This is a genomic window from Streptomyces colwelliae, from assembly GCF_048158785.1.
Classification (GTDB): domain Bacteria; phylum Actinomycetota; class Actinomycetes; order Streptomycetales; family Streptomycetaceae; genus Streptomyces.
Genome location: NZ_JBLTJC010000069.1, coordinates 12,877 through 37,623, shown reverse-complemented (window position 1 = coordinate 37,623; position 24,747 = coordinate 12,877). Strand labels below are relative to the sequence as shown.

The window sequence follows — 24,747 nt, the reverse complement described above, 5'->3', positions numbered from 1 at the left end:
CTCATGAGCGTGCCCAGGCGGATGGTGCTGGTCTCCCCGCCCGTCGGCGCCGATCGTCATTGACTCCGCTCACGGCTTTCGAGGCGGAAGTCGAAGGGCACCGTTCCCGCGTCGAGTGCGGTGACCCAGCCGCCGCCTCCACCGCGTCCAGGTCCGCTCCTGTCGACGCCGTGACGACCGCGGCCACCGCTCCCTCGACGAACGGGGCGTCCACCAGGCGGGTGCCGGCCGGGAGTTCGTCGCCTTCGGCGAGCAGGGCTTTCACGGTGAGTACGGCACTGCCCAGATCGGTGAGGACGGCGACTCCGGCGCCGCGGTCGACGGACGCGGCCGCCGCGGCGATGAGTTCGGAACTGGTGCCGAGCCCGCCGCCCTCGGTACCGCCGGCGGTAGCGAGCGGTACGGCGGAGCCCGAGCCGGACAGTCCGCGCGCCAAGTCGGCCACGGAGGCGGCGACTTGAGCGCTGTGCGACACCAGCACGATCCCCACGAGCTTGTCGTCACTCACGTCACTCACGTCACTCGCCTCACTCGCCTCACTCACATCGCTCCCGTCGCTCATCTCACTCACCGGTCGCCTCCGCGGCTTCCTGGAGCGCGGCGATCAGCAACGAAGATGAGGTGGCGCCCGGGTCCTGGTGCCCGATGCTCCGCTCACCGAGGTAGCTCGCCCGGCCCTTGCGGGCCTGCAAGGGTGTGGTGGCCAGGGCGCCCTCCTCGGCGGCGGCGAGTGCCGCGGCGAAACCGTTCGGGAGCGCGTCGACCGCCGGGACGAGAGCGTCGATCATGGTCTTGTCACCGGGCGCGGCACCGCCGAGGGTCATGACCGCGTCGACTCCGGTGCGCAACGCGAGGGCGAACTCCTCCTCGCTCACCTCGGCGGCATCCCCGAGTGCCTTGCCGGTACGGCGCAGCAGCGTGCCGTAGAGCGGGCCCGACGCGCCGCCGACCGTCGAGATGAGCGTGCGTCCGGTGAGCACGAGGACGGCGCCCGGGGTGTCCGGCGCCTCCTTTTCCAGGGTGGTCGTCACGGCGGTGAACCCGCGTTGCAGGTTCGCGCCGTGGTCGGCGTCGCCGATGGGGGAGTCGAGGTCGGTGAGCCGTTCCGCCTCGCGGGCGACGGAGGCGGCGGTCGCCGTCATCCAACGGCGGAAGAAGTCGGCGTCGAGCACGGGATCTCCTTGCGTGGTGGGTGAGTTGACCGGATGCGGCGCAGGGTCACACGCCCCAGCGCAGCCCCGGCGTCTTCACCGGCGCGTCCCACAGCCGCAGCAGTTCCTCGTCGATCTGGCACAGGGTGACGGAGGCGCCGGCCATGTCGAGGGACGTGACGTAGTTGCCGACCAGTGTGCGGGCGACGGCGACGCCGCGCTCGGCGAGCACGCGGTGTACCTCGGCGTTGAAGCCGTAGAGCTCCAGGAGGGGGGTCGCGCCCATGCCGTTCACCAGGACCAGGACCGGATTGCGCGGCGACATGTCCTCGAGGATCGCGTGGACGGAGAAGTCGGCGATCTCGCCGGAGGTCATCATCGCCCGCCGCTCGCGGCCCGGCTCGCCATGGATACCGACGCCCAACTCCAGCTCGCCCGGCGGCAGATCGAAGGTGGGGCTGCCCTTGGCGGGGGTGGTGCAGGCGCTGAGCGCGACACCGAAACTGCGCGAGTTCTCATTGACCTGCCGGGCGATCGCCGCCACCCGGTCCAACGGCTGCCCCTCGGCCGCGGCGGCCCCGGCGATCTTCTCGACGAACAGCGTCGCACCGGTGCCGCGCCGCCCCGCGGTGTAGAGACTGTCGGTGACGGCCACATCGTCATTGACCAGCACTTTGGCGGTCTGGATGCCCTCGTCCTCGGCGAGCTCGGCGGCCATGTCGAAGTTGAGGACGTCCCCCGTGTAGTTCTTCACGATGAACAAGACCCCGGCTCCACTGTCCACAGCGGCGGCGGCCCGCACCATCTGATCGGGCACCGGCGACGTGAACACCTCACCAGGACAGGCCGCGGACAACATCCCCGGCCCGACGAACCCCCCGTGCAACGGCTCGTGCCCCGACCCCCCACCGGAAACAAGCCCCACCTGCCCGGCCACGGGAGCGTCCCGCCGCACGATCACCCGGTTCTCGACGTCCACGGTCAACTCGGGGTGGGCGGCGGCCATGCCTCGCAGCGCATCCGTGACCACGGTCTCCGCGACGTTGATCAACATCTTCATCGGTACCTCCTGGCAAGGCTAGCAAATGTGCCTCTGACCTGCGTCTTTTCTGGCCAGAGAAGGGTTGCGCGGGTCATCGATCTTGGAGTTCCATGGAACTCCATGGCGGTCAGGAGCGGCTCCTAGCGGGGCCGATGCCGACCTAATGCCGACTTTGGTGACGGGTCGTCAGGTCTCTGGAGTTGGTCGGGCGGGGGTGGCTGGGGTGCCCTTGCGACAAGTATCGACCTTGCAGCAGTGAAGGTCACGGGCCTGGACGAGCACGTCCGTGCCAGGTCGCCTGGGGCTGCGCTCCAACTGGCGGGGCGCCGGGGTGCCCTCGTCGCACGGTGTCGGGCCCTGTGAGACGGCGACGGCGTGCGTGTGGGTGAGGCGCTGGCCGAAGGGTTCGGCGCGTTCCGCGAGCCGGCCCAGGTCGCTGCGGCCGTAGAGAAGGCCGTGATGAACTCCCGGGACTCCCGCCGGGCGGCTTCTTCCTGGCGTACGGCGAGACGCTGCGCGCGTTCGTAGCCCTCGGCGGAGGCGTCGCGACGCCCCGCTGCATCGCGGCCAGGGTGCTGGCGGCGGAGCCGGGGGTGTCGGGCCAGGTTGTGCGGGTGGCGGCGAGATGCGCGTTGACGTGGGTGCGCAGTCCGTGGCCGGCGTCGGCGGCCTGGTCACCCAGGGCGCGTCGGGACTTGGCGACGACCGGCATCCAGACCTTCGTGAACTCTGCCGGGAACCGGCAGCAGGGCCGACGGGCGCCCGCGTCAGGATTCGAGGCGAGCCTCACCCCTCTGCGGCCCGGGCGGAGATCGTCCCCCAACGCTAGGAGGTCCTCGACGGATCCTCCGCGAGAAAGGCGTGGATCCGTTCGGAGATCAGCGGCCAGTCCTGGCCGAACCAGATGAGGTGGCTGTCGGCGTGGCTTTCGAGCAGCTCGGCGTGCGGGAGGGCGGCGGCGAGTGCCCGGGCGTGCACGAAGCGCACCGCCGCGTCCTGGCGGGTGGCGATCACGAGGGCGGGCTGGGAGACCCGGCCCGTATGACCCACCGAGTCTCCGGTCGTCGCAAGTTCCTTGAGGTCACGTGTGAACCCTCGCCCCGACCGCATCCGCGAGAACAGTGCGAGCAGCCTCTCCCGGTCCTCCGGCCGAAGGGCCGCCACCACGTCCCGTACGGGCAGGAGGGTGAGGTCGCGCAGCAGCATCCGTAGGCCTGCGTCGGGCGCGTACCGCATGAGGGAGTGAACGAGCGTCCAGGAAACGCGCTCCGTGTGCGGTGCGAAAACGATCTGGGCGCCGAGGCGGGTGCGGCGGTCGGGCCAGGGCAGCGGTCCGACGGCGCTCTGGAGGATCAGTCTTTGGACCAGGGCAGGATGGCGTGCCGCCATCGCTACCGCGGTGGGTCCACCGCCCGATACGCCGACCACCGCGGCGACTTCGGTGATCCCCAGGTGGGCGCAGAGCGCGGCGGTGACATCGGCGAATCCGCCGGCCGTTCCCCCGGTCGAGACCGGAGTACGGCCGTACCCCGGGCGGGATGGCACAAGTACCGAACACTCGGTTTCGGTGAACACCTCCTCGCCCAGCGAGAGTCCCGCGCGCATGTGCCCGCCGTAGAAGACCATGACGGTGGCCGGGCCGCGCCGGTCGAATCGGTACTCGACGCGCCCGGCGGCCAACTCGGCCACCTCGGTGGGGTGTTCGTCCAGGCTGTGACGTCGGGCGTCCCTCACGGGGACTCCTTGCCCCGCCTGGGGGCGTGTACGGCCGAGGACGAGCAGGTCCTGGGGGATCCGGGCCGGGCACCGTCGTCGAAGCAGCCGTTTCCTGCCCGGGGCCGGGTCACCTTCGCATCGTGCCACGGTCGGCGGCCGGTGCCCCCCGGCCGACCGGATCTCCGCCTCGTAGGCCGTTGGGCAGGCCGGTTGTATCGTGCGAAGAGCCGTCCTGGCAGTGCGTCCGCATCATCCGTATGACGGTGACCGTCGGGACTTCGAGAGCGAGACGGGAGCCGGGCGTGCGGGCGCGTGACTTGGCGGTGGAGTACGAGACGGTCGGCCTCGACAGCGATGCGATGGACGCCGCGCGTCTGATGGCCGAACACCGGCTGCCGGCCCTGCTGGTGGTGGACGAGCAGGGCGCGCCGAAGGCGATCCTGCCCGCCTCGCAGATGGTCAAGATCCTGGTGCCGGTGTACGTGGTCGAGGACCCGACGCTCGCCGCCGTGGTCGACGAACATCACGCCGACCGGTTGTGCCAGGCGCTCAAGGGCCGCAAGGTGCGCGACTGCCTGTCGAAGACCGTGCCCGCGCCGCCGGTCGCCGCGCCGGACGACACCGCGCTGGAGGTGGCGGCGCAGATGGCGCGAGTACGCAGCCCCCTGGTGGCGGTCGTGGAGAAGGACGCGGCCGGTGGCCGGCTCCTCGGTGTGATCACGGCCTCGCATCTGCTGGAACGGTTGCTCGCCGCCACGGCCTGACCGGCGGCGTCAGGCGTTGTCCGGGCCGTCGCCCTCGTGGATGTCCAGGGCGCGGGGCAGGCCGAGTTGGTCGACCTCCAGGGCACGGGGGGGGCGGTGCCCGGAGGGTCTGCCGCAGCCTCACACCGGCGTCCCGGGCGCGGCATGGGCGTCCTGGGCCGCCGTTCGCGAGGCCGCCGGCCGGGCTGGCAGTTAGCCAGGTTCCCCGATCAGGGAGAAGCGACGGTCCCTTGTTGCCGGAACCCGGCAGAATCCCCGCCCCGACCATGCTCACCAAGAGCTGTTAAAGAAGCGTCAAGGGCCTGTATGGTTCCCAGCGGTGTGCCGGGAAGCCTGGTCGGCGAGTAGGGGATCACTCTCTCTTCCGATCGGGGGCGTAGGCCATGGTGCTCGTGATGGTGTTCGGGGCCGCGCTGCTCTCCGCCTCCTTCTTGTTCCTCGTCGGCGGACTTCTGGTCACCGACGGCACGCAGGTCTTTCTGCCCAAGCCGCTCGCCGCCTTGAAGAACCCCGCGTGTGCGCCGGGCCTGGGCGTGCCGCCGCCGGCGTCGCCGCTGTCGCGGCTCGGCACTCGTGTTCCGCAGGCCGAAGAGACGTTCGCGCGGATCGCGGTCCACGTCGCCTTTCCGATCGTCACCCACCGTTCCACGGACGTCCTGGCTGCCCGCGCTCGCGCCCGTGCCTGCGCCCTCGACGGCCTCGCGCGCGTCGCGGCCCGCGGGGACTCCCGCCCGGACGGTGCGGACACCTGGCACGCCGCCGCACATCACATCACCGGCTCAACCGCCGAACCCGTCCCAGAACCCCGCGGAGGATCGTGAACGACTGGCACAGCTGGGCGGCGATCGTCGTGTTCGTCGGTGCGTACGCCCTGATCATCAGCGAGAAGATCCACCGCGTCGCCGTAGCCCTGGGCGGCGCGGGCCTGATGCTCGCGATCGGGGCGACCGACGACGTCTCGGCGTTCTACTCCGAGGACTCCGGCATCGACTGGAACGTCATCTTCCTGCTCATGGGCATGATGATGATCGTCGGCGTGCTGAAGAAGACCGGCATGTTCGAGTACCTGGCCATCTGGTCCGTGAAGAGGGCCCGGGCCCAGCCCTTCCGGGTGATGGCCATGCTCGTCGTCATCACGGCCCTCGCCTCCGCCCTGCTCGACAACGTGACCACGGTGCTGCTGATCGCCCCGGTGACGCTGCTGGTCTGCGAACGCCTCGCCCTGCCCGCGGCCCCGTTCCTGATCGCGGAGGTCTTCGCCTCGAACATCGGCGGCACCGCGACCCTGGTCGGCGACCCGCCCAACATCATCATCGCCAGCCGGGCCGGGATCACCTTCAACGACTTCCTGGTCCATCTCGCCCCGCTGTCCGCCCTGCTCGTCGTCGTCCTGGTCGTGCTGTGCCGGGTCATGTTCCGCAAGACGTTCGTGTACGACGAGGACCGCGCCGCCGAGATCATGGCCCTGGAGGAGCGCGAGGCCATCAAGGACCCGCGGCTGCTGGTCCAGGGTCTGGTCGTGCTGGCCCTGGTGGTGGCGGGCTTCGTCCTGCACCCGGTACTGCACTACGAGCCGAGCATCGTCGCACTGCTGGGCGCCGGGCTGCTCGTCGCCGTCTCCACGGCCGAGACGAGCGAGGTACTCGCCGAGGTCGAGTGGCCCACGCTCGCCTTCTTCGCGGGCCTGTTCATCATGATCGGCGGCCTGATCGACACCGGTGTGATCGACGAGGTCTCCAAGGCGCTCGCGAACGCGATCGGCACGAACGAACTCGGCGGGTCCTTGACGATGCTGGGTGCTTCCGCGGTCCTGTCCGGGGTCGTGGACAACATCCCGTACGTCGCCACCATGGCGCCTATCACCAGCGACCTGGTCCACAACATGGGCGGCGCCGGTGACCACGTCATGTGGTGGGCCCTCGCCCTCGGCGCGGACCTCGGCGGCAACGCCACCGCCATCGGCGCTTCCGCGAACGTCGTCGTCCTCGGCATCGCCGAACGCAACCGACAGCCCATCACCTTCTGGCAGTTCACCAAGTACGGCCTGATCGTCACCGCCGTCACCGTGGCCATCTCGCTCGGCTACGTGTGGCTGCGCTACTTCGCACTGGCCTGAACAGGGCCATCGCACCGACATCGGACAGAGATGACAGAGACAGAGGACAGGGAGACAGCCATGGGTACCCCACGCGTGAGCAGTACGCCGTTGCCAGGGATCGGTGTCCGCTACGACCTGACGACACGTGAGCGGCGCCGTGTGTCGGTGGTCGCGCACCGGGACGGAGAGCGGACGCTGAACGCGTACCGCACGGACGATCCGGACGCCTGCGCCCTGTCGGTACGGCTGACCGCGGGGGAGACGACGGCGCTCATCGACGCCCTGCTGCCCTCGCACCACAGCCCGAATCTGCTGTCCACGACCGAACTGGGGCTGGTCGCCGAACGCGTGCAGCTGTCGGCGCTCTCGTACTGGAACGGCCGGGTGCTGGGCGAGACCCGGATGCGTACCGAGACCGGCGTCTCGATCGTGGCCGTGCTGCGCCGGGCCGAGGCCGTCCCGTCTCCCACGCCGGACTTCCGGCTGGCCGGCGGGGACACCCTGATCGTGATCGGCACGCGCGAGGGCGTCGAGTCGGCCGCGGCGATACTTGGGCGGGAGTGACCCCGATGCATTCATCCGCAAGGTTCCTGATCGAGTTCGGCGCGATCATCCTGGCCCTGGGACTGCTGGGCCGGTTCGCCGCGCGCTTCCGGTTCTCCCCGATACCGCTCTATCTGCTGGCCGGGCTGGCCTTCGGCGAGGGTGGGCTGCTGCCGCTGGGCACGAGCGAGGAGTTCGTCGCCATCGGCGCCGAGATCGGTGTCGTCCTGCTGCTGTTGATGCTCGGCCTGGAGTACTCGGCCAGCGATCTCGTCTCCAACCTCAAGACCCAGTACACCGCCGGTCTCGTCGACGCCGCTCTCAACGCCCTGCCCGGCGCGGCCATGGCGCTGCTGCTCGGCTGGGGACCGGTCGCCGCGGTGGTGCTGGCCGGGGTCACCTGGATCTCGTCCTCCGGCGTCATCGCCAAGGTCCTCGGCGACCTGGGCCGCCTCGGCAACCGCGAGACCCCCGTCATCCTCAGCATCCTGGTCCTGGAAGACCTCTCCATGGCCGTCTACCTGCCGATCATCACCGCACTGCTGGCCGGTACGGGCCTCGCGGCGGGCAGCCTCACCCTGGCCGTCGCACTCGGCGCCGCCGCCCTCGTGCTCCTCGTCGCGGTCCGCTACGGCCGCCACATCTCCCGCTTCGTCTCCAGCGACGACCCCGAGAAGCTGCTGCTGGTCGTCCTGGGCCTGACCCTGCTCGTCGCCGGCCTCGCCCAACAGCTCCAGGTCTCCGCCGCCGTGGGCGCGTTCCTGGTCGGCATCGCCCTGTCCGGAGAGGCCGCGGAGGGCGCGCACAACCTGCTCTCCCCGCTACGGGACCTGTTCGCCGCGGTGTTCTTCGTCTTCTTCGGCCTGCACACCGACCCGGCGAGCATCCCGCCGGTCCTGCTGCCCGCACTGGCCCTGGCGGTCGTCACCGCCGGCACGAAGATCGCCACGGGGTACTGGGCGGCCCGGCGCGCCGGGATCTCGGCGAAGGGCCGCTGGCGGGCGGGCGGCACGCTGGTCGCCCGGGGCGAGTTCTCGATCGTCATCGCCGGACTCGCCGTCGCGGCCGGCATCGAACCCTCCCTCGGCCCCCTGGCCACGGCCTACGTACTGATCCTGGTCATCGTCGGCCCGCTCACCGCCCGCTACACCGAGCCCCTGGCCACCCGCCTGACCGGGCGGCGGGACAAGGCCGCCCCGCACACGGGAGAAATCCCGGAGACCACGGCGGAGGAGCCGTACGAGGTGGCCTGAGTGCTGTCCCGTAATTGCTGGTCACGGGTGAGATGGTCTTGCGATGTCTGGTGTGATCACGGCGTCGGAGCCGTCCTGGACAGCCCCGTTCACCGGGCTGGGCCCGCGTCGGTTCGGCAAGCAGATCACCGCCTTGCGGCGCGAGGGTGCGGATCCGGTGCGCAAAGGCCCGCCGTGGCGCCTGCCACTTGAGGGCCGCGTGCTGCTGGTCGCCGCGTACTAGCGGACCGACCTGACCATGCGCCAACTGGCGCCACTGTTCGGGGTGTCCAAGTCCGCGTCCGACCGCGTCATCGTCCACCTCGGGCCTGCGCTCGCCCTCCGGCAACGCAGGGGTCGAAGAACTACCGGTACTCGACCAGCCACCAGGTCGTGATCGATGCCGACACCCGGCTTGTCGTCACCGTCGGTCGCACCACGGTCATCGCGGACGGCGGTTATCGGGGCACCGGCCCGGTCATCCCGCACCGCGGCGAACGCGGCCGGGCTGAACACCTGGCCAGGTCAGCAAGCACGCGCGATGTGACGCCGACCGGCAGTCGGCCGTATCGCCTCCCGCTTCGACTGCCTGAGACAGGCCCAAGCGCCTGTCGGAGGCCCGGTCGCTCGTCCTAGTTCGGTGACCCACGTCACACCCGGATCCTGTCAGCAATCGGGGCGCCATCTCGTTCGAAGGGCACGCTCACGAGACAGGAGCAACGCCATGAAGCACCGCATCGTCGTACTCGGTGCCGGATATGCCGGGGCCTTCGCCGCCGGGAACCTGGCCCGCCGGCTCTCCCCCTCGGATATCGAGATCACCGTCGTCAACGCCGTGCCCGACTTCGTCGAGCGGATGCGGCTCCACCAGCTCGCGATCGGCCAGGACCTCGCGTTCCGCAAGCTCGCCGACGTGTTCGAGGGCACCGGGGTGATGCTGCGCCTGGCGCGCGTCACCGGCGTCGACCCCGGGCGCAGGATCGTTGCCGTGACCGGCGAGGACGGTGATGGCGAGCTCGCGTACGACACGCTTCTCTACGCGCTCGGCAGCTCCGTGGCCCACCATGGCGTCCCCGGCGTGGCCGAGTACGCCTTCGACGTGACCGGCCGGTCCTCGGCACTGCGCCTGCGCGAGCGCCTGGCCGGTCTGGGTGAGGGCGGCGCCGTGCTGGTCGTCGGTGAGGGGTTGACCGGCATCGAGACCGCCACCGAGTTCGCCGAGTCCCGGCCCGATCTCTCGGTCGCGCTCGCCGCCCGCGGGGAGCTGGGCGCCTGGCTCTCGCCGAAGGCCCGCCGTCACCTGCGCCGTGCCTTCGACCGGCTCGGCATCACCGTCCACGAGCACACCGGCATCGAAGCCGTCGAGCCGACCCGGGCGATCGCCGCCGACGGTACGTCCATCCCGGCCGACGTGACCGTGTGGTCGGCCGGGTTCGCCGTGCACCCCATCGCGGCCGCCAGCGGCCTGGAGGTCGCCGGGACCGGCCAGATCGTCGTCGACCGCACCATGCGCTCGGTCTCCCACCCGGACGTCTACGCCGCCGGTGACTGCGCCTACGCGATCGGTGAGAACGGCCGGCCGCTGCCGATGTCCTGCGCCTCGGCCGGCTTCACCAACATGCAGGCGACCGCCGCGATCATCGCGCGCCTGACGGGCAGCGAGGTCCCGACCACCGGGCTGAAGTACTACGGCAACCACATCAGCCTCGGGCGGCGGGACGCGATCTTCCAGATGGTGGACGGGGACGTCCGGTCGAAGTCCTGGTACCTGGGCGGCAAGGCGGCCGCGCGGCTCAAGTCGAGCGTACTCAAGGGATCCGGGTGGGGCATCGACCACCCGACCTTCGGCATGCCGAAGCGCAAGCGCCGCCTGGCCACGGTGCCTGACCGGGCTGGTGTGAGGGCCGTTGCATAGGCTGCTACGCATGGACAGCGCAGCCATCGATCGGTTCGAGGCCAGCCGGGGCCGGCTGGCCTCGCTCGCGTACCGTCTGCTCGGCTCGGCCGCCGACGCCGAGGACGCCGTACAGGACACGTTCCTGCGCTGGCAGGCCGCGGACCGCGAACGGGTCGAGGTGCCGGAAGCGTGGCTGACCAAGGTCGTCACCCATCTCTGCCTCGACCGGCTCCGCTCGGCGCAGGCGCGCCACGAGCGAGCGGCCGGTGCCTGGTTGCCCGAGCCGCTTCTCGCTGGCGACCCCATGCTCGGCCCGGCCGACACCTTCGAGCAGCGCGAATCGGTGTCCCTCGCCGTACTGACCCTCTTGGAGCGCCTCTCGCCGGTCGAGCGGGCCGTCTACGTCCTGCGTGAGGCCTTCTCCTACAGCCACGCCGAGATCGCCGGGATCCTCGACATCACCGAGTCCGCGAGTCAGCAGCATGTCCACCGGGCCCGGATCCGGGTCGCGGCCGAGCGCCGCCGCGGCGCGGAGGCCGATCCCGCGTCCGCGCGCCGGGTGGTCGAGGAGTTTCTCGCCGCCGCCATGTCGGGACGCACCGACCGGCTGGTGGCGCTGCTCACCGAGGACGTGACGGCGGTCTCGGACGGCTACGGACTGAGCAAGCGGCTGTTGCGGTACGAGACGCGAGAGCGGGTCGCCTCCTACGTGCGGGCCGGCTTCAGGCCCACGCCGGCGAAGCGGCGGCTGGCCGGCGGCTCGCTCGCGATGCATATCGCCCTGGTCAACGGCTCCCCGGCCGTCCTCGCCGTGGTCGACGACCGCGTCGTGGGCGCCGTGGCGTTCGAAGTCAGCGACGGTAAGGTCGCGTCCCTGCGCGGCATCGCCGCCGCGGACCGGCTCGCGCGCCTCAGCGAGGCCTGGCGGCAGCACGAACCCGACGTACCGGTCATCAACGCATGGTGACCGGAGCTACCGGAGCCACGGGAGCCACCGGAGTAGCCAACTACGAATCGTCACGGATCCGGACCGTCACTTACGAGGCCACCTGGTATCTGCGCCGTCAGGAATGCATCAAGACCGCAGCCTTCCCGGTGGTCGGGCGATGTCGGCAGCGGGATGCCGGCATCGCCCGACGCCGTACCGCGTCGATCCCTGTGTGGGCGGTCTCTTGGACAAGGAGCTGCCCGACGCTCTCGTGAGGTGGTGGAGCATGCGGATGCCTCGGCGTGAACGGGTCGCACTGGCGGTTGCCCTACCCGCTCCGCTCGTCGCCGCCCTCGGCAGCGGCATGGTTCGACTTCTTCCTCACCCACCCCTACCAGCGGTTCACCATCTCCGAAGCCGGTGACTGGCCGCGGCCGCGTCAGGGTCGGCGGGCCGGCCGGCTCAGCGGCATCGCCGCACGACACCAGCCGCCCGACGCGACGGCGCGACCAGCGATCCATGACGCCGCCACCCACCGCAGGCGTTCCCGCGTGAATCGAGCGCTGCACCGCGTGACACCACACTCTTCGGCAAGTCAGGAGCACCACGGTGCACAGCCGTTTCACGCGGAAGGTGTCCCGGAAGCGGTTCGCCTGTGAGCCCCCCGCCGGATCCGGTGTCGAGGTGGCGTCAATGTGGGGCATCTGGCTGTCATCGGTGACGAGGATGCCGCGATGAAGCGCGACAAGCCTCCTCCGCAACCTCCCGAGCTTGCCCGGTTCACTGTCACCAGCCCGTCAGCAGCAGGTGGTTGAGGAGCAGGGCCAGGACGGCCTGCGCGGCGAGCCAGGCGCGGGGCCGGGAGAGAAACGCGCAGGCGGGGAGCAGCCACATCGCGAACGGCAGCCAGATGCGCTCCGTCTCCGCCTTGCTCATGCCGGAGAGGTCGGCGACGAGGAGGGCGAGCAGTGCGGCGAACACGAGGAGGACGAGGCGGGGTTGGGGTGCGGTGGTACGGAAACCGCCCCGGAGGTCCGGGAGTTCGGGACGTGCGGAAGCGGCGCCCGCGCGTCGCAGCCCCGCCGCTGTCGCCGGGCCGACGAGCAGCGCGGTGCAGGCCAGGTTCGCCCATACCCAGTAGCTGTACGGCCGGGTCCCGCCGACGCCTTCGTAGTAGCGGGTGATCAACAGGTGGTACGCCTCCCACCAGTTGAAGCCGAGAAGCGTGAACACCAGTGGTACGACGGTGAGTCCGGCGACGACATACGGGAGCGGGGTGAGCCGGCGGTGGCCGAGCAGCAGCGCGGCGCCCGCGATGACCGCGAACAGCGTCAGCCCGTAGGAGAGATACGCGGTGAGGCCGAAGAGGAGACCGGCGGCGAGGCCGGCCGTGCGTGGCCGGTGTCCGGTGACCGCGAGGGCGAGGAAGGCGACGGACCAGGCGGCGACCGCCGCGAAGTAGCCGTCCGCCGAGGTGCCCATCCACACGGCGGCCGGGGCCAGGACCATGAACGGCGCGGCACGGCGGGCGAGTTGCTCACCGGCGAGCACGCGCACGGTGACGAGGACCGCCGCGCCCGCCGTCGCCCCGACGGTGATGCACCAGACGCCCGCCCAGGCCCCGCCGCCCAGTCCGATCCGGTCGAGGAGGACGAAGGTGACGGTGGCCGCCGGGGGATGCCCGGCGATGTGCGCGGGCCACGGGGCGGGGGAGTGGCTGAGGATGTGGTGGGTGAAGTCGCGCAGGGTGGCGGGGATGTCGTGGAAGCGGCCGATGACCGTCAGGTATTCGTTCGTGGTCGTCAGCCGACTGGCGATGCCGCGCTGCCAGCCGTCGACCAGGGCCAGGGAGAACGTCCAGGCCATGGCGGTGCCCCAGGCGGTGAACAGCAGCGCCCGCCAGGGCAGTCGGGCGGCGAGGCCGGGACCGTAGGCGACGACGGCGACCGCGACGGCGAGCGCCGCCGGGGTGCCGGGGCCGACGTGCGGTTTCCACTGGGCGAAGACGGGTGGCCAGGCGACGAAGAGCGAATGGTCGCGGCGCTGGACGGCGGTGCCGACCAGGACGGCCACCAGGACGAGCAGGGCGGCGGCGAGGGCCGCTGCCAGGTCGCGGACGAGGTCACGTCGGCGGTCGCCCGGCATGTCATGGGGGCGGTCGTCGGGGCGGGTACGGGGACGGTCGCGGAGAAGATCGCGGTTCACACCGACACGCTAGGCCGGGGTGTGCCCGCTGGAGCCGCCGCCGGAGTGGACGTCAGGGTTTCGTCATGGTTTGCGAACCCGTTCGGGAGGTGTCCTCGGCCTACGGTCGGGTCATGCCACGCTCCCCCTCCTCACCCGCCTTCTGGCGCAGCCCGTTGCGCGGGCCCTGGTTCACCTCCGTGCTGGGCGTCGTGCTGCTCGTCGGGATCACCGTGCTGTTCGTGACGGGTCTGGTGTCGTACGCCGCCTACAACCCGGACCTGTCGCCGGTGAACGACCAGACCCCGGACAAGGGCCTGCTCGGCTTCTATCTCTTCTCCTGGCCGACGCACCCGTCCTGGCTGTACCGCCTCACCCAGGGCGTGCACGTCACCCTCGGCATCGTGCTGATCCCCGTGCTGCTGGCGAAGCTGTGGTCGGTCGTGCCGAAACTGTTCGCCCTGCCGCCGGCCCGCTCCCTCGCCCACGCGCTGGAACGGCTCTCGCTGCTTCTCCTCGTGGGCGGCGGCCTGTTCGAGTTCATCACGGGCGTGCTCAACGTCCAGCTCGACTACATCTTCCCCGGCTCCTTCTACCCCCTGCACTTCTACGGCGCCTGGGTCTTCTTCGCCGCCTTCGTCGCGCACGCCGTCCTGAAGATGCCCCTGGCCCTGCGCAACCTGCGCCACCTCCGAGACGAAACCCCTGTCGAAACCCCTGTCGAGGAAGGGGAGTTGGTGTCCCCGAACCCCGCCGAACCCACCGTCTCGCGCCGTGGCGCCCTCGGTGTGGTGGGCGGCGGATCGCTGCTCCTGCTCGGCACGACGGCGGGCCGCAGCTTCGACGGACCATTGCGGGAGACGGCGGTCCTCGCACCGCACGGCGGGCCCGAACCGGGTTCCGGGCCCGGCGCCTTCCAGATCAACAAGACGGCGGCGGCGGTCGGGATCGACGCGCGGGAGACGTCCGAGGAGGCGTGGCGGCTGGTGGTCGAGGGCAACGGCCGGACGGTCCGGCTGGGGCGGGCCGAGTTGCTTCAACTCCCGCTGCACAGCGCCGCGTTGCCCATCGCGTGCGTGGAAGGCTGGTCGACTTCCGACCAGTGGTGGCGGGGCGTACGGCTGCGGGATCTGGCGGCGCTCGTCGGCTACGAGGCGACCGCGGCGCCCGACGTCCTGGTGGAGTCGCTCCAGCGGCACGGAGCGTTCCGTCGGTCGGCCCTGCGTGACAACCAGGTCCGCGATCCGCGGTCCCTGCTCGCCCTGTTCGTCAACGGCGAGGACCTCACCCCCGACCACGGCTACCCGGCACGCGTCATCGTCCCCGCGGCGCCCGGCGTGCTCAACACCAAATGGGTGGCCCGTATGACGTTCGGAGACCTGTGATGCGCGTTCCGTTCAGGCGGCCTGCCCTCGGCAGCCCGCTGCAACTCCTGCTGCTGGCCTGCTCGTTCGCGCTCGCCGGGTATGCGGGGGTGCGGCTGCTCGCGGACGACTGGTTCGGGGTGGCGCTGTGGTTCGTGGGCGCGGCGCTGGTGCACGACCTGGTGCTGGTGCCGTTGTACGCGGGGGCTGACCGGGCCCTGGCGGGAGCGCTGGGTGCGGCCGGCCGCCGGACGTGGACGGTCTACGTCCGGGTCCCGGCCATGTTCTCCGGCCTCCTGCTGCTGGTGTGGTTTCCCCTGATCAGCGGGCAGGTGGCGGACCACTACAGGTCCGCCACCGGCCTCTCGGGCGACGGGTTCCTGGCCCGCTGGCTGCTGGTCACGGCGGTGCTGTTCGGGGGCTCGGCCGCGCTGCTCGTCCTGCGGTTGCGCAGGGCGAGGAAGGACCGGCCGCCGGCCGTCCACTGACCGTCCGGGCGCCACCCCGCCCGGCGGGCGTGGCGCAGCAGGGCCGGGGTGCCCAGGCGGGCCCAAGGGAAGGCCGTACCGGAGGCGCCGCGGCCGTCGGCGACGTGTACCTGCACGCGTTCGTCGACGTCGACCGGCACGGTCTCGCCGATCAACAGCCCGTCCGATGTGAGGAGTTGGGACATCCGCCGCAGCAGGGCGTGGGGGTTGCCGCCGATGCCGACGTTGCCGTCGATGAGGAGGGCGGTGTCCCAGCGGCCCTCGCCGGGGAGGGGTTCGAAGACGGACCGGCGCAGGGCCTGCCCGCCGAGGCGGACGGTGTGCGCGACGGCGGCCTCGCTTACGTCGATGCCCAGCGCTCGCCTCCCCTGCGCGGCGAGCGCCGTCACGAGCCGTCCAGGCCCGCACCCCACGTCGAGCACGGCCCCTTCGCACCGCCCCAGTACCTCCCGGTCCGCCGCGTCGGCCTCGGAGCACCAGCGCTCGACCTCCAGGGGCAGCAGCCAGCCGTCGGTACGGCGGAGGTAGAGGGGACCGCGGCCGGTGCGCAGAGCGTCGGTGTACGGATCGGCGGACCAGGGGCGTGCCGTGACGTCGGGCGACGCGGAGGGCAGTTGCCCGGCGGCCGGCGTGGACCGCTCGCCGAGATCCGCCTTCGGGTGAGTCGCGAGGCTCGGCGGAGGGTGGTTCATGAGGGCGGTTGCCGGGCTCCCCTTCGCCGTTGGTGTGGGACGCACCGGCTCGCGCGCCGCGTTCACCGGGCGACTCCCGCTTTCAGCCGCGCCAGTTCCCCGGCGAACCGCCCCTCCGGAACCTCGGTGGCGACGAGTTCGGCGTCGTACGCCGTGTCGACGTCGCGCAGACTCGGCAGGTCGCGGACGCGCAGTCCCCCGGCGGTCAGCCGGGCGCGCTGCACGGCGCCGGTGGTGGGCGTCGACATCGGTACGCCGCGCAGGAGTTCGGGGTCGGGGGCGGCGAGGCCCAGGGCCCAGAAGCCGCCGTCCTCGGCCGGCCCGAAGTAGGCGTCGCAGTCGGCGAAGTCGACGGTGAGGAGCTCGGGTGTCACCTGCGGGGTGTCCATGCCGATGAGCAGCGCGGGCCCGTCGCAGCCGGCGAAGGCGGCGGCCAGCCGCTCGTCGAGTCCGCCGTCGCACTGCGGTACGACGTCGAAGCCCGGCGGTAGCCAGGGGCCCGGCGTTCCGGCGAGCACCAGCACCCGCCGCCGCGCGGGCGTCGCGAGCACCACGTGCAGGGTGTCGACGAGCGACGCCTCGGCGAGCGCGGCGGCCTCCTCGGGCGTGAACGGCGGAGTCAGCCGGGTCTTCACCCGACCCGGCAGCGGTTCCTTGGCGATGACGAGAAGCGTGGTCACAGGGAGTTCGCTCCTTGTGGTGCGGAGAAGGAGCCGGAGGCCGACACGCCTGCGGGCGCCGGGGGTTCGGCAAGGACACGGCGCATGTCCCGCACCGCCTGCCAGGTTCCGCGCCAGGTCCCGGTGACCTTGGAGGCGCCGGTGCGCGGCAGGTACGGCACGTCGTGCTCGGCGACGCGCAGACCGGTGTCCGCGGCGCGGACGACCATCTGGAGCGGGTAGCCGCTGCGACGGTCCGTCAGGCCGAGGGCGAGCAGATCCGCGCGGCGGGCGGCACGGAGCGGGCCGAGGTCGTGCAGCCGCAGTCCGGTGCGGCGGCGCAGCATCCCGGCGAGCGCGAGATTGCCCGCCCGGGCGTGCGCGGGCCAGGCCCCGCGCCCCTGCGGCCGGCGCCGCCCGAGCACCAGGTCGGCCTCGCCGTCCCGTACCTCGCGCACGAAGGGCACGAGCAGGGACGGGTCGAGTGAGGCGTCGCAGTCGCAGAAGCACACGATGTCCGCGGTGGCGGCCGTCAGCCCGGCGTGGCAGGCGGCACCGAAACCGCGCCGCTCCTCGCGCACGACGGTGGCGCCGAGGCTACGGGCCAGTTCCGCCGAACCATCCGTGGATCCGTTGTCCACGACGAGCGCACGCCAGCCGGCCGGGATGCGGGCCAGGACCCAGGGCAGGGCCTCGGCCTCGTTCAGACAGGGGAGGACCACGTCGACACGCGACGTGTCCGGTTCCGTTGCGGGGGAGGTCGTCACGGCTTTCACCCTACGGGCGAGAATCCGGCATATCGGACTCCCGGTCCTTACGAAACGCGGACGTCGAGACAGGAAAACGGGTAGCTAGCGCGGTCGGTGGGACGCTGGACGACATGCAGCAGCCGTACGAATCCCCAGCCGCCGTACCCGTCCTGAGCAGGCCCCGGGACACGATGCGCGTCCTCGTCGTGGACGACGATCCGACCGTCGCCGAGGTCGTCTCCGGGTATCTCGATCGTGCCGGATACGTCGTGGACCGCGCCGAGGACGGGCCGGAGGCGCTCGCCCGGGCCGCCGCACACTGGCCCGACCTGGTGGTGCTCGACCTGATGCTGCCGGGTATCGACGGCCTTGAAGTATGCCGCCGAATGCGCGGGCACGGGCCCGTGCCGGTCATCATGCTCACCGCGCGCGGCGACGAGGACGACCGGATCCTGGGCCTGGAGGTCGGCGCCGACGACTACGTCACCAAGCCGTTCAGCCCCCGTGAACTGGTCCTGCGCGTCGAGTCGGTGCTACGGCGCACTCGGCCGGCCGCCGCGCCACCAAGAACGGCGCCGAACTCGCCCTCACCGTCAGGGAGTTCGACCTCCTCGCCTTCTTCCTGCGACACCCCGGGCGGGTGTTCAGCCGGGAGGACCTCATGCGGGAGGTGTGGGGGTGGGACTTCGGTGATCTGTCGACCGTCACCGTGCATGTACGGCGGCTGCGGGCCAAGGTCGAGGACGATCCGGGGCGGCCCCGGCTCATCCAGACGGTGTGGGGCGTCGGATACCGCTTCGAGTCCACCGGCGCGGTCGGCACCGGGGAGGGCTGATCATGCGCGACATGCTGCTCATAGCCCTGTTCGCCCTCCTCGGGGCCGCCGCGGCCGGGGTGCTGGGTGTGGGCGCGCTGTGGTTGCTGCGCCGGCGTTCGCTCACCACCTCCGTGTCCGTGGTCGCGGCCGTCGCCGTGACCGCGATGCTCGCCGGCACGTTGGCCGTGGCGCAGGCGATGTTCCTCTCCTCGCACGACCTGACCGTGGTCACCACCGTCGTCGCCATGGCGGCCGTGGTCTCGCTGGCCACGGCCCTGCTGCTCGGCCGCTGGGTCGTCGCCCGCAGCCGTGAACTCGCCCTCGCCGCCCGGGACTTCGGCGACGACGGCGACTTCTTCGCCCCGGACCGTCCGGCCACCGCCGAACTGGCCGACCTGAGCCGGGAGTTGGCCGCGACCAGCGCCAAGCTCGCCGAATCCCGCGACCGTGAACGCGCGTTGGAGTCGTCCCGGCGCGAACTCGTCGCCTGGATCTCGCACGATCTGCGTACCCCGCTGGCCGGTCTCCGCGCGATGTCCGAGGCCCTGGAGGACGGCGTCGCCGCCGACCCCGCCCGCTATCTCCGCCAGATCCGCACCGAGGTCGAACGCCTCAACGGCATGGTCGGCGACCTCTTCGAACTCTCCCGCATCCACGCCGGGACGCTCACTCTCTCCCCTGCGCGGATGTCTCTGTACGACCTGATCGGCGACGCTCTCGCGGGAGCCGATCCGCTCGCCCGGGAGCACGGTGTACGGCTGGTCGGCGACTGGATCGAGCCGGTTCCGGTCGAGGTGGACGGCAAGGAGATGAGCCGGGTACTGGGGAACCTGCTGGTCAACGCCATCCGGCGGACACCGGCCGACGGCACGGTGGCCGTCGCCGCCGAGCGGTCCGCCGAGGGTGTCGTGCTGTCCGTGACGGACGGCTGCGGCGGTATTCCGGAGGAGGATCTGCCGCGGGTCTTCGACACCGGGTGGCGTGGCACGCACGCGCGGACCCCGCCGGCCGGCGCCGGGCTGGGGCTCGCGATCGTGCGCGGCATCGTCGAGGCGCACCAGGGGCGGGCCGCCGTACGGAACGTGTCCGGCGGCTGCCGCTTCGAGGTGACCTTGCCCCTGGCCGAGGCGTGAACGCCGGAGGCGTCCTTGGCCGGCTGGTGCTCGCCGGCCGACTGTCGACCGGTCCCTGGCCGCCTACTGCTCCCCGCGCAGCTTCGACGTCGCGAACTCGCGCATCCCCTCGGCGAATTCGACCTCGGCCTTCCAGCCCAGCTCGGCCCGTAGCCGGGACGAGTCCGCCGTGATGTGGCGGACGTCGCCGAGCCGGTACTCCCCGGTCACCACGGGCTCGGGCCCGCCGTACGCGGCAGCCAGCGCCCGCGCCATCTCGCCGACCGTGTGCGGGTCCCCGCTGCCGGTGTTGTACGCGGTCAGCGCCCCCGCCCGGGGCTCGGACTCAAGAGCCGCGACATTGGCCGCCGCCACATCCCGTACGTGCACGAAGTCCCGCCGCTGGCCGCCGTCCTCGAAGACGCGAGGGGCCTCACCACGGGCGAGCGCGGAACGGAAGAAGGAGGCGACCCCCGCGTACGGGGTGTCACGCGGCATCCGCGGGCCGTACACGTTGTGGTAGCGCAGCGACACCGCCGAACCACCCGTCGACCGCGCCCACGCCGCCGCCAGATGCTCCTGGGTCAGCTTGGTCGTCGCGTACACGTTCCGGGGGTCGACCGGAGCGTCCTCGCCCACCAGCCCCGGCGCCAACTCCTCACCGCAGTCCGGACACCGGGGCTCGAAACGCCCCGCGTCCAGATCGGCCACAGCCCGGGGGCCAGGCCGCACCGGTCCGTGCCACTCGCAGGCGTAGGAGCCCTCGCCGTAGACGACCATCGACCCGGCGAGCACCAGCCGGCGCATCCCCGCGTCGGCCATGGCGGTCAGCAGCACCGCCGTACCGAGGTCGTTGTGCGAGACGTAGTCGGCCGCGTCGCCGAACCCCGTCCCCAGTCCCACCATCGCCGCCTGATGACACACGGCATCCACATCCGGCAGCACGGACGCGACCGCCTGGGGACTGCGCACGTCGTGGCCGTCGCGCAGGTCGAACACGACCGCCTCGTGTCCGCGCGCGGTCAGCGCCTCGACGACATGGGACCCGATGAACCCGGCACCGCCGGTGACCAGTACTCGCATACGCCCGACGCTAGGACCGCAGCCCCGCCACGCGGCAGCACCACGCCCGTCATGTCACCGGTCCGTAAGACCTGCTCATAGCCTCGGTATCGCTGCCCGAGGCGGGATGGTCCGTCGCCGGGCACGGGTGCCGTCCGGTTCAACTCACTTGGGTGGCAGGCTCGCGGCGAAGGCATGCCCCTCGTCGACCCACCGGCCGAGCGCGTCGTCCTCGGCAAGGACGGAGGAGTCGACCAGGATCCAGCCGCGCATCGGGCGGCCGGTCATGTCGAAGACACGGGTGCCGGGCTGGGCCAGGGCCGCGTTGGTGTGCTCGGGCCCGACGCGCACCATGAGGTCGCTGCCGCTGATGCCCACGGCCATGTTCCCTCGGTACAGGAAGGCGATCCCGCCGAACATCCGCTTCTCGGTGACGCCCGGATGCACGCCCAGCCGTGCGCGGACGCGTTCGGCCAGCCCTTCGTCGTAAGCCATGAGGGTCTCTCATTTCGTGCCGGTGAGCCTGAGTTCGAGGTCGCGCAGATCCTTCCCGATCGAAGTGCGGACCTGGCGGGCCAACAGGGGCGCGGCCATCCGGCAGAAGCCGCCCCCGCCACCCTGGACGCGGATACGGGCCGTCGTCCCGGAGGGATGCGGGTCGAACGTGCAGGTGACGTGCATGGGCATCGGCCCGGCCACGGACACCATGTCCAGATGTCCAGCAGTCGCGGCGGATGATGCGCGGCCACGCGCAGGACGTAGTCGACGCGCCGACCCAGGAAGTACGCCGTACGCGTGACCTCGGTCCCGACACCGAAACCACCGCCGTCGGCTTCCCTGGTCAGCTCCGCGCTGCGAATGCCCTGCGTCCTCCCCCATAGCCCTGAACGGGCATGAGAGGTGCCCCCAGGTGTCGTGGCGCCAGTCCATCGCGTACGCCGCCACCTGCTCCGGCGGAGCGGGAATCACCCGCTGCGCGGACACGTCGATGGCCATCGCGTCGCCGCCTCGTCCTCCTGCCGGGCGCCCGATGCACCCGGATCCCACTCCAGGATCCCCGCTACGGACGGCGGGCGCACGGCACTCGGTCGGGCGCCCCGCGGAAGCGCCGGGTGCCGGTGGGTCGGGGAGGGACAGACCGAGGTCCGCGCGAGAGGCTGTCGCCGAGCCACGGCTCGGACCGGATCGGGGACTCGCCCCGGTGGTCCCGTGCGAAGGAGCCCGCATGACCCAGTCACCGCAGATCCCGAACCCGGTCGACGACCCCTACCGCTTCGACGACCTGACCGCCCTGTTCATCAACTGCACCCTCAAGCCGTCGCCGCAGCCGAGCCACACCGAGGGACTGATCGACAAGAGCCGGGCGATCATGGCCGCTCGCGGGGTGGCCACGGACGTCGTGCGCGCCGTCGACCACGACATCGCGCCGGGCGTCTACCCGGACATGACCGAGCACGGCTTCGCCACCGACGCCTGGCCCGCGCTGTACGAGCAGGTGATGGCCGCCGACATCCTGGTGCTGGCCGGACCGATCTGGCTGGGCGACAACAGCTCGGTCATGAAGAAGGTCGTCGAGCGGCTCTACGGCGGTTCGGGACTGCTCAACTCCGCGGGCCAGTACGCCTATTACGGGCGTGCCGGAGGCTGCCTGATCACCGGCAACGAGGACGGTGTGAAGCACTGCGCGATGAACATCCTCTACAGCCTCCAGCACCTCGGTTACACCATCCCGCCGCAGGCCGACGCGGGCTGGATCGGCCCGGCGGGCCCCGGACCCTCGTACCTCGACCCCGGTTCGGGCGGCCCGGAGAACGACTTCACCAACCGCAACACCACCTTCATGGCCTGGAACCTGATGCACATGGCGGCCATGCTCAAGCGCACCGGGGGCATCCCGGCGCACGGCAACCAGCGCTCCGAATGGGACGCCGGCTGCCGCCTCGACGCGGCCAACCCCGACTACCGCTGAGGTACGCGCCGCAGCAGGATGTTCATCGCCGTCATGGTGAGCACGGGCTCGCCCCGCTGGTTGACCACCTCGATGGCGGTGTGCACGATGCCGCGGTCCGGCTTGGTCCGGGAGGCGCGGGCCTCTTGGACCGTCGTACGGATCGAGAGGCTGTCGCCGGGCTTGACCGGGCGGACCCAGCGCAGTTCGTCGATGCCGGGAGAGGCGAGGCTCGCGACCTTGCTGACGTAGTGGTCGGCGTACAGGCGCATCATGACGGCGCAGGTGTGCCAGCCGCTGGCGATCAGCCCCTGGAAGGGACCCTGTTCGGCGGCCTCGGGGTCGGTGTGGATGCTCTGCGGGTCGAACTCCCCGGCGAACCGCAGGATGTCCTGCTCGGTCATGGTGATGCTGCCGTAGACGTACACCGAGCCCGGGATGTAGTCCTCGAAAAAGCGGTCCTGGATCGGAACGTCGAAGTCTGCGTCGCTCAGCGTCGTGGTGGCGGTGGTCGTCATCGGCGGCACGATAGCCGTGGACGATGGCCCGCAGGTATGGACAACTACCGCCCGGAGGCCCGGACCCCGAACCGACCTCCACGAAATGAAGCGCCGCCGGGTGCGGTGGGCCAGCGCGGTGGCCACGACGTTTGCCGGCTGGTGTTGCGCCCTCTGCGGGTCATCACCGAACGAGGTCGGCCGAGGAGGCGCACGAGGGCGAGGAACCGGTGGCGACCTTGAACCGAGTGGGGCGTGCGGCAAAGCTTCCCGGCAACTCCTGTCCGCGCACACGGAGTTGGAGTTCTTACGAGAGGCTGACGTGGCGCCCGAACCACTACTGCCGCGCTCGTCACATGGGCAACTCTGGTCGCGGCCCCCACCGACTCGTGGTGGTGGCGAAGGCCCGAGGAGCGTCATATGAGCAGGCACACCAGGCGAAGGTCACCGTTACAGATCAAGCTGACGGTCGTCGGCGCGGGCATCCTCGCCGCCGCTGCGGCCGTGACGGCGGTGAACGTCGCCTCGGCCGGTGAGGTCGAGCATGGGCACGACGCCGTGAAGAAGGCCAAGGCCGGGGCCGACCACGCGGTCTTCGTGCAGGGCAACGAACTCAAGGGCAACACGATCCACGTCTTCAAGCGCGCCCAGGACGGCACACTGAGCGCCGCGGGCAGCTACGCGACGGGCGGCAAGGGCGGCGACCAGGTCGACGCGCCCACCGACTCGCTCGCCTCCCAGGGTTCCCTCGTCTACGACGACCGGTCCGGGCTGCTCCTCGCGGTCAACGCGGGCAGCAACACCGTGACGTCGTTCCGGGTCGAGGGACAGAAGCTGACGGGCCGTCATGTGATTGGCTCCGGAGGGGACTTCCCCGCCTCGATCGCGGTCTCGGGACGCATCGCCTACGTCATGAACGCGGGCGGCGCGGGCAGCGTCCAGGGGTTCCGCCTCACGGCCGGGGGCCTGGCGCCGTTGAGTGACACGCACCGTTCGCTCGGGCTGGACAACAAGAAGGTGCCGCTGTTCAGCAGTTCACCCGGCCAGGTCGCGTTCACCCCGGGCGGTCGTGAGCTGGTCGTCACCACCAAGTCCGCCAACACCGTCGAGGTCTTCCCGGTGGCACGCGACGGACGGCCGGCGCGACGGGCCGTGGTCAACGACTCCGCCGGTGCCGTGCCGTTCGCCATCACCTTCGACAAGGCCGGCCGGATGCTGGTGGCCGAGGCCAAGGACTCGACGGTCAGCACGTACAAGGTGCGCGCCGACGGCACCCTCAAGACCGTCCAGAAGAGTCTGCCCAACGGCCAGGACACGCTGTGCTGGCTGGAGCGCGCCGGCGACTTCTTCTTCGGCGGCAACACCGGCAACTCCACCGTCACCGGCTACCGCACGGACCGCCACGGCAAGCTGGCGCTCACCAACGACGTCGGCGTCGCCACCCCGCCGTCCGCCAAGTCCCAGGGCGTCATCGACCTGGCGGTGACCAAGGACCAGAAGTTCCTCTACGTGCAGAACGCGACATCGGGCACGGTCGACGGCTTCCGCGTCGGCCGCGACGGCTCCCTCACCAAGATCGGCACGACCACTGGACTGCCTCCCTTCGCCGAGTCCGGCATGGAGGGCATCGCCGCGGTGTAAAGAAGCGGCCACCGCGGCCAGGGCGCCCCGGACATCACCTGTCCGGGGCGCCAGGCGCTGTCCGCACTGCACAACGTGCTCAAGCGGTGACCGGCACTCCGTGCCCGTCGGCGAAGATCCGTACGACTGTCGGCTCTGTACGGCTGTCGACCAGGTCGGTTCC

22 protein-coding genes and 4 pseudogenes are annotated in these 24,747 nt (G+C 71.2%); 13 read left to right on the top strand and 13 right to left on the bottom strand.

From position 1 onward, the window contains the following. Positions 1-103: 103 nt before the first annotated feature. From ACNFOC_RS16980 to ACNFOC_RS16960, 5 genes and pseudogenes are all read right to left on the bottom strand, one after another. Positions 104-508, bottom strand: a pseudogene (locus tag ACNFOC_RS16980) (PTS-dependent dihydroxyacetone kinase phosphotransferase subunit DhaM); the annotation flags it as partial. A 55-nt stretch (positions 509-563) separates the two neighbouring features. Further along, positions 564-1,172 (bottom strand): dihydroxyacetone kinase subunit DhaL, encoded by a 609-nt coding sequence (dhaL, locus tag ACNFOC_RS16975; protein ID WP_416959944.1) that lies wholly within the window; start codon positions 1,170-1,172, stop codon positions 564-566. A 46-nt stretch (positions 1,173-1,218) separates the two neighbouring features. Continuing rightward, positions 1,219-2,211 (bottom strand): dihydroxyacetone kinase subunit DhaK, encoded by a 993-nt coding sequence (gene dhaK / locus ACNFOC_RS16970; protein ID WP_416959943.1) that lies wholly within the window; start codon positions 2,209-2,211, stop codon positions 1,219-1,221. A gap of 285 nt (positions 2,212-2,496) precedes the next feature. Further along, a pseudogene (locus ACNFOC_RS16965) lies at positions 2,497-2,890 on the bottom strand (PucR family transcriptional regulator); the annotation flags it as partial. Positions 2,891-3,018: 128 nt separating this feature from the next. Beyond that, a complete protein-coding gene (locus ACNFOC_RS16960; protein ID WP_416959942.1) occupies positions 3,019-3,927 on the bottom strand; it encodes an alpha/beta fold hydrolase in 909 nt (302 codons plus the stop codon). Between the two features lie 284 nt (positions 3,928-4,211). Here ACNFOC_RS16960 and ACNFOC_RS16955 point away from each other — a divergent pair, with 284 nt between their 5' ends. From ACNFOC_RS16955 to ACNFOC_RS16920, 8 genes and pseudogenes are all read left to right on the top strand, one after another. Next, positions 4,212-4,673 (top strand): CBS domain-containing protein, encoded by a 462-nt coding sequence (locus ACNFOC_RS16955; RefSeq protein ID WP_416959941.1) that lies wholly within the window; start codon positions 4,212-4,214, stop codon positions 4,671-4,673. Positions 4,674-5,056: 383 nt separating this feature from the next. Further along, positions 5,057-5,494, top strand: coding sequence for a hypothetical protein (locus ACNFOC_RS16950; RefSeq protein WP_416959940.1), 438 nt, complete (start codon positions 5,057-5,059; stop codon positions 5,492-5,494). Further along, on the top strand, positions 5,491-6,789 hold the full coding sequence (locus ACNFOC_RS16945) for an ArsB/NhaD family transporter (protein ID WP_416959939.1): 1,299 nt from the start codon (positions 5,491-5,493) through the stop codon (positions 6,787-6,789). The genes ACNFOC_RS16950 and ACNFOC_RS16945 overlap by 4 nt, the downstream gene beginning before the upstream one ends. A gap of 60 nt (positions 6,790-6,849) precedes the next feature. Beyond that, positions 6,850-7,335 (top strand): cation:proton antiporter regulatory subunit, encoded by a 486-nt coding sequence (locus ACNFOC_RS16940; protein ID WP_328685276.1) that lies wholly within the window; start codon positions 6,850-6,852, stop codon positions 7,333-7,335. A gap of 5 nt (positions 7,336-7,340) precedes the next feature. Next, a complete protein-coding gene (locus ACNFOC_RS16935; RefSeq protein WP_416959938.1) occupies positions 7,341-8,567 on the top strand; it encodes a cation:proton antiporter in 1,227 nt (408 codons plus the stop codon). 43 nt (positions 8,568-8,610) lie between these two features. Next, a pseudogene (locus tag ACNFOC_RS16930) lies at positions 8,611-9,059 on the top strand (helix-turn-helix domain-containing protein); the annotation flags it as partial. Between the two features lie 211 nt (positions 9,060-9,270). Then, positions 9,271-10,461, top strand: coding sequence for an NAD(P)/FAD-dependent oxidoreductase (locus ACNFOC_RS16925; RefSeq protein ID WP_416959937.1), 1,191 nt, complete (start codon positions 9,271-9,273; stop codon positions 10,459-10,461). A gap of 10 nt (positions 10,462-10,471) precedes the next feature. After that, positions 10,472-11,410, top strand: a complete 939-nt coding sequence (locus ACNFOC_RS16920) for a sigma-70 family RNA polymerase sigma factor (RefSeq protein ID WP_416959936.1) — start codon at positions 10,472-10,474, stop codon at positions 11,408-11,410. Positions 11,411-12,157: 747 nt separating this feature from the next. Here the strand turns inward: ACNFOC_RS16920 and ACNFOC_RS16915 are convergent. Beyond that, positions 12,158-13,516, bottom strand: coding sequence for a hypothetical protein (locus ACNFOC_RS16915; RefSeq protein ID WP_416959946.1), 1,359 nt, complete (start codon positions 13,514-13,516; stop codon positions 12,158-12,160). 173 nt (positions 13,517-13,689) lie between these two features. On the opposite strand from ACNFOC_RS16915, the gene ACNFOC_RS16910 reads away from it, so the two are divergent. Continuing rightward, entirely contained in the window at positions 13,690-14,940 is a 1,251-nt protein-coding gene (locus tag ACNFOC_RS16910; RefSeq protein WP_416959935.1) for a molybdopterin-dependent oxidoreductase, read from the top strand. 322 nt (positions 14,941-15,262) lie between these two features. Here the strand turns inward: ACNFOC_RS16910 and ACNFOC_RS16905 are convergent, their stop codons facing one another. The 3 genes from ACNFOC_RS16905 to ACNFOC_RS16895 all read right to left on the bottom strand — a co-directional run bounded on the left by ACNFOC_RS16905 (position 15,263) and on the right by ACNFOC_RS16895 (position 17,534). Further along, complete coding sequence (locus ACNFOC_RS16905) at positions 15,263-16,099, bottom strand: class I SAM-dependent methyltransferase (RefSeq protein ID WP_416959934.1); 837 nt, start codon at positions 16,097-16,099, stop codon at positions 15,263-15,265. A 62-nt stretch (positions 16,100-16,161) separates the two neighbouring features. After that, the gene (locus tag ACNFOC_RS16900) at positions 16,162-16,779 is read right to left on the bottom strand and encodes a TIGR04282 family arsenosugar biosynthesis glycosyltransferase (RefSeq protein ID WP_416959933.1); all 618 of its coding nucleotides are present in this window, start codon (positions 16,777-16,779) and stop codon (positions 16,162-16,164) included. Continuing rightward, positions 16,776-17,534, bottom strand: a complete 759-nt coding sequence (locus tag ACNFOC_RS16895; RefSeq protein WP_416959932.1) for a glycosyltransferase family 2 protein — start codon at positions 17,532-17,534, stop codon at positions 16,776-16,778. Before ACNFOC_RS16895 ends, ACNFOC_RS16900 begins: the two co-directional genes overlap by 4 nt. Positions 17,535-17,638: 104 nt before the next feature. Between ACNFOC_RS16895 and ACNFOC_RS16890 the strand changes: the two are divergent. Then, positions 17,639-18,342: pseudogene (locus ACNFOC_RS16890) on the top strand (response regulator transcription factor). 2 nt (positions 18,343-18,344) lie between these two features. Further along, positions 18,345-19,457, top strand: coding sequence for a sensor histidine kinase (locus ACNFOC_RS16885; protein ID WP_416959931.1), 1,113 nt, complete (start codon positions 18,345-18,347; stop codon positions 19,455-19,457). Between the two features lie 63 nt (positions 19,458-19,520). Here the strand turns inward: ACNFOC_RS16885 and ACNFOC_RS16880 are convergent, their stop codons facing one another. The 3 genes from ACNFOC_RS16880 to ACNFOC_RS16870 all read right to left on the bottom strand — a co-directional run bounded on the left by ACNFOC_RS16880 (position 19,521) and on the right by ACNFOC_RS16870 (position 21,206). Further along, entirely contained in the window at positions 19,521-20,519 is a 999-nt protein-coding gene (locus tag ACNFOC_RS16880; RefSeq protein ID WP_416959930.1) for an NAD-dependent epimerase/dehydratase family protein, read from the bottom strand. 144 nt (positions 20,520-20,663) lie between these two features. After that, positions 20,664-20,993, bottom strand: coding sequence for a TfoX/Sxy family protein (locus ACNFOC_RS16875; RefSeq protein WP_416959929.1), 330 nt, complete (start codon positions 20,991-20,993; stop codon positions 20,664-20,666). Between the two features lie 9 nt (positions 20,994-21,002). Then, positions 21,003-21,206, bottom strand: coding sequence for an SRPBCC family protein (locus tag ACNFOC_RS16870; protein WP_416959928.1), 204 nt, complete (start codon positions 21,204-21,206; stop codon positions 21,003-21,005). 517 nt (positions 21,207-21,723) lie between these two features. Here ACNFOC_RS16870 and ACNFOC_RS16865 point away from each other — a divergent pair. Next, entirely contained in the window at positions 21,724-22,467 is a 744-nt protein-coding gene (locus tag ACNFOC_RS16865; protein WP_416959927.1) for a flavodoxin family protein, read from the top strand. Here the strand turns inward: ACNFOC_RS16865 and ACNFOC_RS16860 are convergent. Further along, on the bottom strand, positions 22,458-22,964 hold the full coding sequence (locus ACNFOC_RS16860) for a MaoC family dehydratase (RefSeq protein ID WP_416959926.1): 507 nt from the start codon (positions 22,962-22,964) through the stop codon (positions 22,458-22,460). The genes ACNFOC_RS16865 and ACNFOC_RS16860 overlap by 10 nt on opposite strands. Positions 22,965-23,363: 399 nt before the next feature. Here ACNFOC_RS16860 and ACNFOC_RS16855 point away from each other — a divergent pair, with 399 nt between their 5' ends. After that, positions 23,364-24,584, top strand: a complete 1,221-nt coding sequence (locus tag ACNFOC_RS16855) for a lactonase family protein (RefSeq protein ID WP_416959925.1) — start codon at positions 23,364-23,366, stop codon at positions 24,582-24,584. Positions 24,585-24,747 lie beyond the last annotated feature (163 nt).